Annotated in this window: 13 protein-coding genes and 2 tRNA genes; 1 reads left to right on the top strand and 14 read right to left on the bottom strand. The window is 35.4% G+C overall.

Annotated elements, in window-relative coordinates; genetic code table 11:
• Window positions 1-37: 37 nt before the first annotated feature.
• The 8 genes from H5J24_RS19035 to H5J24_RS19070 all read right to left on the bottom strand — a co-directional run bounded on the left by H5J24_RS19035 (window position 38) and on the right by H5J24_RS19070 (window position 7,852).
• The gene (locus tag H5J24_RS19035) at window positions 38-637 is read right to left on the bottom strand and encodes a hypothetical protein (protein ID WP_232815780.1); all 600 of its coding nucleotides are present in this window, start codon (window positions 635-637) and stop codon (window positions 38-40) included.
• Between the two features lie 8 nt (window positions 638-645).
• Complete coding sequence (locus H5J24_RS19040; protein WP_232815781.1) at window positions 646-1,641, bottom strand: hypothetical protein; 996 nt, start codon at window positions 1,639-1,641, stop codon at window positions 646-648.
• The gene (locus H5J24_RS19045; RefSeq protein ID WP_232815782.1) at window positions 1,572-3,014 is read right to left on the bottom strand and encodes a hypothetical protein; all 1,443 of its coding nucleotides are present in this window, start codon (window positions 3,012-3,014) and stop codon (window positions 1,572-1,574) included. Before H5J24_RS19045 ends, H5J24_RS19040 begins: the two co-directional genes overlap by 70 nt.
• Complete coding sequence (locus tag H5J24_RS19050) at window positions 3,005-3,748, bottom strand: hypothetical protein (protein ID WP_068939898.1); 744 nt, start codon at window positions 3,746-3,748, stop codon at window positions 3,005-3,007. The genes H5J24_RS19045 and H5J24_RS19050 overlap by 10 nt, the downstream gene beginning before the upstream one ends.
• Entirely contained in the window at window positions 3,721-4,854 is a 1,134-nt protein-coding gene (locus tag H5J24_RS19055; protein ID WP_068939900.1) for an AAA family ATPase, read from the bottom strand. The genes H5J24_RS19050 and H5J24_RS19055 overlap by 28 nt, the downstream gene beginning before the upstream one ends.
• Window positions 4,851-5,501: a hypothetical protein gene (locus H5J24_RS19060; protein ID WP_228407568.1), complete on the bottom strand. Its 651-nt coding sequence runs from the start codon at window positions 5,499-5,501 to the stop codon at window positions 4,851-4,853. The genes H5J24_RS19055 and H5J24_RS19060 overlap by 4 nt, the downstream gene beginning before the upstream one ends.
• A 274-nt stretch (window positions 5,502-5,775) precedes the next feature.
• Complete coding sequence (locus tag H5J24_RS19065; protein WP_068939903.1) at window positions 5,776-6,810, bottom strand: IS110 family RNA-guided transposase; 1,035 nt, start codon at window positions 6,808-6,810, stop codon at window positions 5,776-5,778.
• A 652-nt stretch (window positions 6,811-7,462) separates the two neighbouring features.
• A complete protein-coding gene (locus H5J24_RS19070; RefSeq protein ID WP_068939905.1) occupies window positions 7,463-7,852 on the bottom strand; it encodes a VOC family protein in 390 nt (129 codons plus the stop codon).
• 274 nt (window positions 7,853-8,126) lie between these two features.
• Between H5J24_RS19070 and deoD the strand changes: the two genes are divergently transcribed.
• Window positions 8,127-8,837, top strand: a complete 711-nt coding sequence (gene deoD / locus H5J24_RS19075; RefSeq protein WP_068939907.1) for a purine-nucleoside phosphorylase — start codon at window positions 8,127-8,129, stop codon at window positions 8,835-8,837.
• An 80-nt stretch (window positions 8,838-8,917) separates the two neighbouring features.
• On the opposite strand, the gene H5J24_RS19080 is transcribed toward deoD, so the two are convergent.
• The 6 genes from H5J24_RS19080 to H5J24_RS19105 all read right to left on the bottom strand — a co-directional run bounded on the left by H5J24_RS19080 (window position 8,918) and on the right by H5J24_RS19105 (window position 13,858).
• The gene (locus H5J24_RS19080; RefSeq protein WP_068939909.1) at window positions 8,918-9,703 is read right to left on the bottom strand and encodes a TatD family hydrolase; all 786 of its coding nucleotides are present in this window, start codon (window positions 9,701-9,703) and stop codon (window positions 8,918-8,920) included.
• Window positions 9,704-9,874: 171 nt separating this feature from the next.
• A tRNA-OTHER gene (locus tag H5J24_RS19085) sits at window positions 9,875-9,945 on the bottom strand.
• Between the two features lie 12 nt (window positions 9,946-9,957).
• Window positions 9,958-11,874: a hypothetical protein gene (locus H5J24_RS19090; protein WP_068939911.1), complete on the bottom strand. Its 1,917-nt coding sequence runs from the start codon at window positions 11,872-11,874 to the stop codon at window positions 9,958-9,960.
• On the bottom strand, window positions 11,861-12,307 hold the full coding sequence (locus tag H5J24_RS19095; RefSeq protein WP_082810983.1) for a hypothetical protein: 447 nt from the start codon (window positions 12,305-12,307) through the stop codon (window positions 11,861-11,863). The genes H5J24_RS19090 and H5J24_RS19095 overlap by 14 nt, the downstream gene beginning before the upstream one ends.
• Window positions 12,308-12,412: 105 nt before the next feature.
• Window positions 12,413-12,484 (bottom strand) — tRNA-Ser (locus H5J24_RS19100).
• 9 nt (window positions 12,485-12,493) lie between these two features.
• Window positions 12,494-13,858 carry an SDR family NAD(P)-dependent oxidoreductase gene (locus H5J24_RS19105; protein WP_068939913.1) on the bottom strand — a complete coding sequence of 455 codons (1,365 nt, stop codon included), beginning with the start codon at window positions 13,856-13,858 and terminating at the stop codon, window positions 12,494-12,496.
• Between the last annotated feature and the right edge of the window lie 62 nt (window positions 13,859-13,920).

The raw sequence follows: 13,920 nt of genomic DNA on the forward strand, positions 1-13,920 counted from the left end.
AGTTCTATAGCTCTTTCAGGATATTTTTCAATGTATTTTAAATATTTTTCAATTTCTTTTTATTTCCGGCCATGACTTTCTTCAAATCAAATGGCAGGTTATTCATCCATTCTTCTTCGGTTTGAGGTTTCTGTAATGCCTCGAGCATTTTTTCATCATCTATCTCAACCGTATAGCTTTCTATGATTTGTGGAATTTTAACTCCGTTCAAAGGTTTTCTTATCGTTTCTTCTATCTTTCCAGATTCCTGAATCAATTCGACCCAATCGATTTGCTCTGACAGCTTTACCAATCCAAATTCAGGATGCATAATGAGAAAAGTTGAATCTACCGCTTCCCAATCTTCATGATTAACCTTTGGATAAAACGTAGTATTTTCCGGAATAAAAAGTTTATGATCTACCCATTGAAAATAGGCATTCTTTCCGATTTCCTGTGGAACATGATCTTGAAATACTAAGAAACACCCATAGATGACGTTGGGAGTATTTGCTGGAATGGCATAAGCTTTTGTACGATCCAGGTCAATTTCCAGAGTTTCCATTTCCTGAAGCCATACAAGAGGTGAAGAACCTTTTATTAAAAGTCCATTTTTAGGATATATATTTTTCGGAAAAGGTTTTATTCTAAGCTCCATAATCTTATCTATAACATCACCTGCTCTATAAACGGTTTCAAATACTGATGATACATTTCCTCCATCGTTCTTACCTTCAATAAGGTCTGTTCCGGAAGATAATATTCTGATCCGCCAAATTCTGTCTGAGTAGCCAGTGCCAGAAATCCATAGCTTGTCGTCGGAATATAAAACTCTTCTATCCCTTTGTTACTGCTTCTGAATATAAGCATTCCCCGGGAATCTGCAATGACCTCGCTTCCATCAGGAAAGGTATATTTATTTTTATTCTGTTCTGCAAAAATCGGGATATCGTATTTGTTTTTGTAAAGATTGAGGGTATTTTCATATACGCTGCTTATTTCATATCCTGAAAAAACAAAATTATGATGTGCATTAATCCCGATTTTATTAAAATTACCGATAATTTTTAATCCGCTTCTATTCAGTTTGGCTACTTCTGTCTCTACTTTTGCAATGTTTTTGTCTATATCTTTGTATTGATGATCAAAAGGTTCTACTGAAGTATTTCCTTCTATATTTATTTTATACAATTGAGGGTTCGAGGCCTGATGAAGATAAAAACTTTGGTCAAAATAAATCAGTTTATAATCATCCGGAATATTTAGTCCGGTAACATTGATCTCAGAATATTCTTTTGTATTCACATTCAGTTTAGACACTAATTTTCTGGAAGGCTGATATTGGCATAATATAAAATGCTGCTGCTTATTTTTTGCCAGCGCAAACTGTCCTGTTGGTTTTACAGAAATTCCTTCAGCCATCACTTCACAACCATGATAAGTTTTATAGTAATCATAAGAATGTCTGTCATAATAATTATCAGAAAGATAAGTTTTCAATAATTGTTTTTTTGAACTCAGGATAAAAAATTCACCTTCGTACAGAAACTGAGCCATCTTATTCGCAGGAGTTGGGAGCAGGATCGGGTAATTTAATGGAAGATCGGTTTTCTTTCCATTCGAATTATTCTCAGTCTTTTTCTGCTGGGGGGATTGGCCCATAGCTCATGAAGAGGAAGCATTATTTTCTGGATATGCTTTCGTGCCCCTTTATGATGTTTATAAAAATTAATTTCCCCATATGAAGTAGTAGCGACTAAAAATTTAAGTCTGTCCCTATTCTGGTGAATAACTCGCTGCATTTTTTCGTCTTCAAGGTTCTCTTGATGAGTGATGAAAAAGACTTCAATATCTTTTTGAGGATATTCTTCATTTAAAAACTTTTCCAACGCTCCTGAAACTTCCAGTACCGGACTTACCTGATTAAGGTTTTCAATTACTGTTTCAACTTTATGTAAGGAAATAGGAATCGCAGCCTGTCCAAGCACCATTACTTTACATTCTGAATGGGCTTTCGGATGCTTGATGATGGCAATGGCTGATGAAAAGGCCAATACTTTTGGGATTCCCCAGTTTCTAAGGGAAGTATCAATCAGGATAATTCTTTCAAAAATATTTTCTTCAGGCGGTATTTCTCTTTGGATGTATAAAGCTTCATTATTCGCCACACGATTGATGAAAACTTCGTCTTCGTTGGCAAACTCTGATAAAAGCATTCTATGAAAATCTCCTTTATTGGTCATATCAGAAACACCTCCAATAGGCTGTTCCCCTGGAGAAAGATGACGCATCGGAATTTTAAGTCCGCTCCATATTCTTTTAATAAGGCTCCCTATCTGGAAAGTCTTGGATTCTTCCACCAGTTCTCGGATAAAGTCTTTATCTGTATCTGCATTAGCTTCTTCCTCTACCACCTCATCATCTAATTCCGGCTCTTCAATCGAACCTTTCATGGCGTCAATGATGGATTGTACGGTTGGAAATTTTTCGTTGAGATCTATTGCCGTCAGATCTTTGTTCAAAACAGATGGACCAGCATGTTGCTTTTCTGCACTAAAGCTCAATTCCTGAGGTCTTTTAGAATAAACCCTCAAATAAGCTTCCGCGTTTAAAGAAGATAGTCTGTTATGACTATCTTTAAACAAAGTCTGCAGCAATATAATTTTGTTCTGCTTCTGTTTATAAACTTTCGGAAGGGCTCTTATCTTTTCCAGAAATTCAATTTCTCTTTCTGCATTGAAATCAAAGTTTCCGACACTGTAAAAATCTGCAGTATATCTTAAAGGGCCTGCAAAGTCTGTATAGCCATCCTGCATGGCATATAAAACCATCAGCAAAGCTCCAAACGGAGGCCATCCCTGCGGCTGAAGCTCTTTCAGAACCTCAATGATATAAGGTCTATATGCGATAGCACCCACTCCGGGTATGGAGAGGAGATTATTCTCATGATATCCGGAATCTCCGGGCACATCTTCATCAGTTTTCCATTCCCAGAAATAATTTTCGTAAGATTGGAAATAGGCCTTTAATTCCATTCTCTTGATTTTTCAGTAAGACGGAATGAACTTACAGATAATGGTCTGAAATCTGTTTCTTTGATTAAAAGATAATTTCCATTTTCATCCCATAAAAGCCATCCATCTGACTCTTTATTATATTTTTTTTGTAAGACTGTGCTTAGGTTTCTAAATTCAAAATCAAAACCGGAAGGCAAAAGATGTCTGTCTTTTGTCCAATATGTTTTCCCCGGCAGACTTAATAATGGGGTTCCTAAAAAAAGAGCTTTATCTCCCATCACAATCCATTTTATTTTTTCCAGTCTGAACTTTGGTAAGGCCATAATACTTTCTTTGATATCTCCAATTTTGCTTACCAAAGCAATAACCGAATGTTCTTCTCCACTCTCCTTTAACTTAACCGGGACTTTTTCACTGATGCCGAAATAGTTTTGGTTAGAAGTCGGAAAGGTGAGCCTTAAAGCTTTATCAATAGACGTCCAAAGCAATGCTGTTCTCATTTTTTTGCTGGGAACCAATGCTTCTTTTTTGAATAAAAGCCCATCACGCAATTCGTACAGTAAAAAGTTAGGCAACTGATGCAGCTCTGAACTCAATATCTGTTCATCGGTAAAACCTTTGAGCCATATTGTTTCATCATCTGTTGCGATCAGAACATTCTTCCAATCCCGGATAGAGCCTAGATAGTCCTGATCCGCACGTGGAAGTTCTGCCCAGAATTCTATTATAGGGTCTGAAGAATTTTCTGCCATAAGCTTTCAATTTCCTGCTGAATATATTGCTTTTGTTCAGGATTTCTGATCCAGTCACAGCGTGTCTGTAAATATCTCAGTTTATCTTTGATCACATTTTGCTCTTCAAAGCTTAGATGCCCTTCGTTCCATTTATCTACAAGGATTTTTACATCTTTCATCACCTCTTCCGGATTTGGTGTTTTATTATGCATCGCCTGTGGATGGGAGTTCGGATGGTCGTCTCTCTCAATCGTTCTGTTAACTATGCCTTCCAGAATTTCAATCTGCTCTTCTGTATCCCAGATATGTTTTAAAACCCAAAGATCTGAAAGCACCGCTTCATTTCTCCCGCAAATTAAAGCACTTGCAGCGATGAGGTTCTGAAGTTTCACGGCTCTACGGTCCGAAATAGCAATTCCTGTATTTCTAAGGCTCATAATCGTATTTAGATAAACTTCATAGATCGGTTTTAAATCTATTGTCCTACACAGGTTCTGTAATTCTCTGATCTCATTGGCATGAATTTCCGGCACCTCTGTTTCTTCTTCATTTTCAAGCTTTCTTCCTGCTAAAAGCACCTGCTGCAGGAGTTCCGGATTGACATAATCTACATTGATTCTTACCAGAAAACGGTCAAATAAAGCGTTCAATGCTTCATCTTCCGGAAGAACGTTACTTGCTCCTACAAACATCAAAGCAGGTAAATGTTTTGTTTCTTTTCCTCTTTTGAAGATCTTTTCATTAAGCGCCATCAAAAGGGAGTTCAGAATAGCGGAATTGGCATTGAAGATCTCATCAAGGAAAACCATGGAGGCTTCAGGCATCATTCCTTCGGTATTGGTCAGAAGTTCTCCTTCTTTTAATTTTCTAATATCAAAAGGACCAAATATCTCGTTGGGCTCTGTAAAACGGGTCAGGAGATATTCAAAGTTCTTTCCATCCTTTACAGTTTTTGCCAATGTCCTTACAATGGCTGATTTTGCAGTCCCCGGAGGCCCATACAAAAAGGCATTTTCTCTTGCCAAAAGACAGATCCCCAGCAGGTCTACTACATCATTTTTCCCTACAAAAGTATCTTTTACGTAGTTTAGAACTGTATTCAGTTTATTAATATTCTGCGTCATTGATTTTCTTCAGTTATTATTTTTAATTCTTTCCAGAACGCCTCTTTATGCATTCCAAATTCTGCCATAAGCAATGTATTGATGAATGGAATTTCCGCCAGTTTATAATCTCTTTTTTCAACAATTCTTTCCAGATACAATTTCCGGTAGGTTTTGTCTTTCAACTCTTCTTCCCAATTCACTCCTTTCAGATCAAGTTCATATCCGACTCCTGAGTAATGAAATTCTGTCAGGATATCTTCAAGCAATTTGATGAGTGGATCTTCAGGATCAACTGAATTCAGGGCAATCATCACTTCAGGTAAAAATCTTAATGATAAATCTGCTGATAGAATAGAAGAAATATTTCTCATCCCTTTAAATTTTGGAATCAGGTTTTCAAGATTGTTGACTGTATTTTCTCTTATCAAATATAGTTGAGCACTATGATACAGGACTTTTGCTGCCCAAACTGCTGTGATTTTATCACAGGATAGCTGATCGGAAAGAAATTCCAATCTTTCTTTTTCGAATTCTGCTTCAAAATACATTTCCGCTTCCTCCTCTTCTTTGGGAGAAATGGTCTGAATATTCGAAAAGAGGGTAATACATTCGCTTTTACGCAGTAAAAAGATTGTATCTAGAAATGGTGATTTGGATTCCATCATCTAACAAAAATAAAACTATTTTGTAGAGAATAAAATTTTTAGAAAAAGGATTGATATTAAATTATGCCGCTGCTGGAAAAATACGGCTTTTAAGGCTTCGAGTGATAGTTTCTTTATTTTGAAAGAATGGTATGTTGGAAAATGCTAAGGCGCTAAGATGGTTTAATATCATGCTGTTTTAAGGTGCAAGATTCTGTGTTAATCTGCAAATAATATTTATATTTTTTTGTAAATTTGTTTTTTAAGTCGGCCTAGAGCTAGACTCTGTAGCGTGCTATACTATCTCAGTTTTCACGCTATTTTTTGATTTATATTTACCGTCATAAACGGTTTCATTTTTAAAAAGAATATAGATCAATTCTAATATTTTTCTTTGGATTGCTACTAAAGCCTTCATTTTTATTCCATGTTTTGAAGTGAGTCTTATATAAACTTCTTTGAAGTTATCATCCCACTTCACAATTGTTAAAGCCGGCAAAAACAAACATTTCCTTAACATTCTATTTCCTTTTTTTGATATCCGTGATTTACCTTTTACCGACGTTCCAGATTGTTTTTCTCTAACATCTAACCCTGCATAACTTGATAATTGAGACTTGTTTCTAATCAGTTCAAAGCCATTGGTCTCTCCCAAAACAGTAACCGCAGTTAAAACACCAACTCCCGGTATTGTTGTAAGTCGTTCTATCAATTGTTTTATCACAGGATTAGTATTGATAATAGTATCGATATCTTTCTTTATTGCTTTTTCTTGAGCATTGAGCAAATTCATACGAGCTTGCATTCTTTCTATACTTTTTAAATGAGGAGAAGCTTGAATAGTTTCTGCATGAAGCTGATTTTTTATCACATTCCGCTCCTGAACAATTTGATCGCGCTCTCTGGTAAGCTGTTGCAGCTCATTATAAGTCTGATCAGGTTTTTTCCAATGATTTAATTTTCTTTCAAGACCGAACTGAGTAATAGCCTGAGAACAACTTTTATCAGTTATCGTTTTTATATCAAGAGTTCTTAGGTAGCTACTTATTTTATTGGGCAAAACGATATAGACCTTTTTATTATTCTCAGCAAGATAATAAGCGAACTTCTGATGATAAACCCCTGTGGCTTCCATAACATAGTGAATTTCCTGATCTTCAACACTTTGTTTTTCAATCCAATTAATCAATAATGGGATTCCAACATCTGTGTTTTTAAATACCTTATAAGCTAGAAATTTTATAGTTTGATCTTCATATAGACAACCTAAAGTAACTACTAATTCTTTTTGAGACACATCTATACCGGCTACTTGTTTTAATACTTTCATCTTTTATTACTTTTTAAGTGAGATATCTTCCTTCGTCTTTTCTCCTGATTGGATATTCTGGATATTAAATGAGGTTTTTAATTCCTTACATTCTGCTCTGACTCTAAAAGATAAAAAAGAATGAGGTCGTTTCTTGCGCCGAATATGTTTCTTTGAACTATTGGATTTTTATTCAACTCTCATTCTTATTCACTTTATGGCTAAGATAATATTTGAGATAAAGCAAATTATAACTTATACAAACATAGGAGGATTTTATCTGCGATAAAATTTTATGCGGTTGATGTATTTCCGATAATTATTTAATTGCACAGATTTCGCAGATGTCTGTGATGAGATAATGTAAGATCTTATCCCTATGAATGGTGGTGAAAAAGGAATACTATTAAAGCGTAAAACCTCTATTCTTTCTTTATTTGAATGTGCAGTTTTTTTTAATTCATAAAGTATATAATGGCTGCGAATGCACGGATTTTATCATTTTATTTGTGTATTCGTGGCTAGAAAAATCAGAGTAACTTTTGCTGAAAATCTTCGATTTTCTTGCGCCTTAAAAGCATATTATTTAAAAGCTTTACGCCCTTGCGTTTTCCAACAATAGAAATATTCCTGAAAAGACGTTGCTTCTTCGCTCTCTCCTCGCAATGATTGGTTAAGCTACTATTTCAATGATATTATTTTCAGGATCCAGGATGACACTTTCGTAATATCCGTCACCGGTTGTCCTTGGTTCTCCGGCAATGGTATAGCCATCGTTTCTTAAAACTTCTGTAAGCTCATTTACTTTTTCTTTACTTCCTGCAGAGAATGCAAAATGGATGATTCCAAACTGTTGGGATTCGTAAAAGTTTTCGCTTTCCTTAATATCTGCTCTGGTCATGATCTCTAGACGGCATCCGTTATCAAAACTAAGAAAGTAAGATTCAAAATTTTTAACAGGATTCACATATTTTTCATTGGAAGTTGCTCCGAAATATTTCTGATAAAATGTTCTGGTTTTTTCAAGATCTTTTACCCAAACAGCAATATGTTCTATTTTCATTTTTTTAATTTTAAGAATATTAATACTGCAAAATTAATTGTCAGAATTATGGTATATCCGCTCCCTGTTACTCTATCCTTGTTCTGTATTTACCTATTCTTTTTAGCCCTAAAGAAATAAAATTTCAAAAACTCACCTTCAAAGTCAATAAACAAAGTACTTATTGACAACAAATTATACATTATTCCCTGATAAATCAGCTTTATGATTTCACTTTCCACAATGACAAGGTCAATATAAAAGTTATTATATTTGTGCCATTCAAAATAACATTATGAGTATTCACATCAGTGCTAAAAAAGGAGAAATTGCTAAAGTAGTATTGCAGCCGGGGGATCCGCTTCGTGCACAGTATATTGCTGAAAATTATTTAGAAAATGCAAAACTGGTAAGCAAAACCAGAGGTATCTTTTATTATACAGGTCTTTATAAAGGGAAAGAGATCACTGTAGGGGCTAGTGGAATGGGATTCCCTAGTATCGGGATCTATTCTTTTGAGTTATTTACAGAATATGAAGTAGATACAATCATAAGAATCGGTACATGTGGAGCTTACAATACAGATCTTAAGCTTTTTGATATTTTAAATATTGAAAATGCTGCCAGCGAAAGTACCTATGCTAAATATGCATGGGGAATTGAAAGTGATATTCTTCCTCACCAGGGAAATATCTTCAATACGATCAATGAAACGTCTAAAGAATTATCTATAGACGCTAAAGCGATCAATATCCACAGTAGTGATATTTTCTACAGAAAAGATCCTAACACGCCTGAGATTGCTACAAGATACAACTGCCCTGCAGTAGAAATGGAAGCTTTCGGATTGTTTGCCAATGCTCAGCATTTAGGTAAAAATGCAGCTACGATCTTAACTGTAACTGATATTATCCCAACTCACGAGAAAATCTCTGCCGATGAGAGAGAAACTGCTTTGAAACCAATGATGGAACTTGCTTTAGAGTCTGCAATCAAGAGTTTATAAGAAAAGGTAGAAAGGCAAATTTGCTGATTACCGTTTCAACCGCATAAAAAAGAGCTTTACTGTATCAGTAGAGCTCTTTTTTATAGTCTGAAAAAATTTCTAGTGGTTTCTGTTGTTTCGTCTGCTACTTCAGAAATGCTGATCTTCTTCAAGTGGCCAATCGTCTGTGCTACATAAGGAAGAAATGAGGGTTCATTTCGCCTGTTCTGCATCCTCGGCATATTCTTCGGAAGCATGAAAGGGGCGTCTGTTTCTATCATCATTCTGTCCAGCGGGACATATCGAATCACTTCTTCTAAATGTTTAAATCTTTTTTCATCGCTGATGGCTCCGGTAAATCCCAGATAGAATCCTTTGTCCAGATATATTTTAGCTTCATTCAGTGTTCCGGTAAAACAGTGTACAACAGCTTCCGGCAGCTGAGAAAGATAATCATCTGTGATTTCATTAAACCTTTTAAAAGCTGATCTTTCATGGAGAAAAAGAGGTTTATTCACTTCTATTGCCAGTTCCAATTGAGCTTTATAGCATTTTTCCTGTATAGGTCTTGGTGAAAAGTCACGATCGAAATCCAATCCGCACTCTCCTACTGAAATCACATGATCCTGTTTCAAAAGCTTTCTCAGTTCATTAATGCTTTCATGATTAAAAGACTTTGCATCGTGAGGATGAATTCCTGCTGTTGAAAATAAAATATCAGGATAATCTTCTGCAATTGCTGCGGATTCTTTACTTCCGCGGACGCTTGTTCCGGTGAGGATCATATAGTCTACTCCATTATCCAGAGCTCTATTAATGACTTCTTCTTGTTCGTTGTAGAACTGTTTATTGGTCAGATTGATGCCAATATCAATGTATGTATTCATTTGTTTTAAATTTTTGTGTTATTTAGTCAGGCTGGAAGATGGGAGTTGGAAGATGGAGGTTATGAAGGTCATAGAGAATTGATATTACATTTTTTATCATTACTTTTATTCATAATACCCCTAAAAGTAAATTCCAACTTCATTCTTCCATAATTTTTAGTTTTGAAAAACAGAAACAAACCGGGATCGAACCGGCAACTCAGCCTGTGCTTGGCGTGTTTTTCCAATTAAACTACTGTTTCTGTATATATTCTTTATGATTCAGCCTCCAAAAGGTTGAAATATTCTGAAGCGGTTAAAGGTCTTATATTACCTTTTGGAAGTACTTGTGATTTCAGTTCACAAATTAACAAATCTCCCTGTCTTTTCAGACATTTTATATGAGGAATAATATTTTCATGAACCCTAAATGTAGAAGCGATGGCAGTCAGTGCATTATCTTTATACTGAGATTCTATCCATAACCAGTGTTCTTCTGCTGTAGATGGGCACCAACATTTTACAGCATAAGAATGCCGTTCTCTTCCCCAAAGTGAGAGCCTGAACTTTTCATTTTCTACTTCATACACTTCGTAATGATTAGTTCTCCGCACCGGTATCTTATTTCCGTTCTTATCATATTCAAAATAGTTGATCAAAATCTCCTCCTGATTAATCTTTTTTGCTTCCAACTTTTCCATTAATGTTCCCACTCCCAGATAGCTGAAACAGAAAAGTCTGAACTCTCTGTCATAGTGGGTAAAAAATTCTTCATATCGGATAGCTCCTGTTTCATCCCATATTTTCTCGATATTCTTTAGGATCTTCATAAAGTTGGGTGAACTGTAATTAATCCATTCTCTTTCATATTCGCGGGTAAGAAAATTTTGAAAACTTTTATGTCTCAATTTTAATATGGAAACCAGTTTTTTCAACGGAGAAAGAGAATGTTGATATATATTGGGTGATCTGAGTCGTGAAATATTGCATTTATTCTTTGTAACATATAGATTTTCCTTCACCTTAAAATAAATCTGGTCAGCAAGATCCTCTAAACCATCGTGCTCATTATACATATAATGCCCAATCTTTTTTAAAGAAGGTAGTTTTGAACTCTTCTGTTTGTCCTCCATTAAATACCCGATATATTCCAAAGATTTGAAGTTGAAGCTTGTATTACTGCTGACAACACCTTCAATTCTCTTCAGATAGTCGAACTCACAATATTTGTTCATCATCAGATTTCCCACTTCCTCAATATTTTTCGCAAGGATCTGATGGGTATAGAAACTTTTCTTCACGATCTTCAATTCAGTCAGATAACAGGTTTCAAAACCATAATTCTGAAGATCTCCGGAAACCTCTCTCAGAAACGGAAACTCCGCTCCTGCATGCTGTCTGATAAAAACGCTTCCCGATTTTTCCAATACAGGAAATTTCACATAAGAATTATTTTTGATTTCAATATTTCCTACTATTTCGTTAAGCTCAGGAAGGCACAATTTAGTTTTATCTATGATCAAATTCCCCACAATTTTTTTCAGCCTTGCAAAATCAGGCTCAAAATCCGGTTCTTTCTTTTTCCGGGCTTCAATTTTAAGTTGACCACGAATAAATTCAAGATTAGGAAAAGAAACATTGCTACCCAAAACATTAATCTTTCCACGGATTTCCTGATGCAGAAAAGTAATATCATCAGCAAAAACATCTACATTGAATACTCCGTCTTTCGGTAGAAAATCAACCTGATATTGGTGATTGATAACAATGACTCTTTTTATATCATTCAGCTTTTTACCCGCGGCATATACATCTGCATTTTTCAACTCAATACTTCCATCAATTTTTATTGAGTTTTTGAACACAAAATTGAGGATACATTTAAAGTCTCCCTTTACTTTTTCAAGTTTATCCAAAACTGCAGGACCGTGCATAGCAAAACTTCCGCCTATTGTCTTAAGCTTTGGAAGAATACAGTTTCCTGCATCTATAGAAAGATTCCCGCTGATGTTCACCAGATCAGGGAAGCTACAGCCTTCACCACGTAATAGCAGATTTCCTTCTATTTCAGTAAAACCAAACGTCATATTTTTTGCATAGATCTCTATGGATGCATATTCACCCGGAAGTATATTATCCAAGTCTTCTTCAGAGAATATCTTATATCTTTTTGTGGTATCAGTCGTATGCATTTTCACTAATTTGAGTTATTGGATTATATTCCTGCTGGATATACTTTACAAAATATGGACTTTCTACACGTAAGACTTTATGTTCATCATGGATAATGAAGGCATCTTCCTTAATAAAAAATGTTTCAGTACTGTCTTCACTGTCAACCACTCTATAGCTTGAAGCTTTCATCATATGCTGATTGCTCGTTTTTTCAAGACAATATTCTTGGTAATTCTGAGTGTATTCACTGAAATCTTTAATTTTTTTTATTTTCTCATCTATCCTTCTTTCTACAAACGTTATTGCAGAGCTAATCTCAGCATTAGGAACTATATCCCTTTCTTCTTTCTCTTGTACTTTGACCAGTTTTTGAACTGCACCCCGTTGTATCGGAACAGGTATCTGGATTTCATCGATAATATTGAAAAAAATTAATAATCGTTTGAACATGGTATTATTTTTTAAAAGTAAAAGAAAACCGGGATCGAACCGATAATGCACTCTGTAGGAATGAGTTTTTCCAGATTAAACTATTTCTTTTACTATATTAGGTTGTGAGATAAGCAGGACTCGAACCTGCAACTCATTTTAGCATAATGTGTTTTTCCATTTTAATACTATTATCTCCATTTGAATTTACCAGGTATGAATTTTATAGTTTTTTAATAAAACTCCGCTGAAGTAATTCCCTTTTATTCCTTCTCCGATTGGATGCAGAATTCTTGCCGCTCCATCTACAGAATCCAATGGCGGGATATACCCCTGTTCAAATTGCTTCTTTCTTAAACTTTCCTTGGCTCCCGTAGAAATCCAACCTACATCTACGGCACTCATATAGATCTGATCATTTTCAAATTCTCTTGCTGAGGTAAGTGTCATCATATTGAGCGCTGCCTTCGTCATGTTGGTATGTGGATGAAACACCGTTTTATTTTCATAGCTGAATATCCCTTCCGAAGAAGTCACATTGATGATAAATTTTTCTTTAAAAACTGAATTTTTCATCAGAGGCTTCAATTCCTTAATCAGAAAATAGGGTGCTATATGATTAATGAGATTTACCTCTACCAGTTCATACATTGATACCTCTTCCAGCGTAGAATTCCAGCTCGTCTTCTCTCTGTTATCTACAGGCTGTCCGAAACGGGTAAGCTCAACCTGAGTTGTTTCATTCTGGGCATATTCCAGTTTTGCCGTTTCATTTGAAATTTCTGTACGATTTGGTATCAGATGCTGAAGGTCTGTAAAATCAATCAGTTTTTCCTTTTCACGTTTGATGATCGAAAAATAGTATTCATCAGGATATTTAATCGTCTGAGCAGCATTATTGATCAGGATATCGAGCGTATCAAAATTTAATTTATAGAAATTTATAAAATCCTGAATAGCCTGAAGATTTCTCAGATCCAGCCCATATATCCAAAGTCTGTCTTTCCAGTTTTCATAGTCTGTTTCCTGCTGTATAAGCTCCATAGCAAGTGCCGGGAAACGGGTTGTCAAAACCAAATTAGCTCCGCTTCTCAATAATTTCAATGCAGTGGCAAAACCTACTTTTACTCTTCCTCCTGTCAGGATCACATTTCGTCCTGTAAGGTCTACCTTTTCAAAACGTTTTTCATAGTTTTCTCCGGCACAAACCGGACATAATCTTGAATAGAAAGAATGAGCATACTGATAACTTTGATTACAGCAGTAGCAGTTTTTGGGAATTTGAAGTTTAGTGAGCTTCATCTCATCTTTTTCATCGTCATAAAAAGCAGAAACTCCAGCCAATGCTTTCTGCATCAACACAGAACCAGAATTTATAGTGAGATCATGAGATTTCATCTCAGAATAATGCCCACTACGGCTCTGCTTCCTGGCATTCTTATGTATTTTCGTTATCAGTCCTGAAAATATTTCATTATCAGGATTCTGAAAAGGATCATCTTTCAAAGCAAAAAGTACCTTGAGGCATATTTCCCATTCTTCCGTTGAAAATCTTTGTTCTGATAAATTCATTGTTTCAGTTTTATGTGGACAAAATTATGATAATGGTACGCAATCTTTTTACGCAGTAGAAA

The sequence above is a fragment of the Chryseobacterium capnotolerans genome, from assembly GCF_021278965.1.
Classification (GTDB): Bacteria; Bacteroidota; Bacteroidia; order Flavobacteriales; family Weeksellaceae; genus Chryseobacterium; species Chryseobacterium capnotolerans.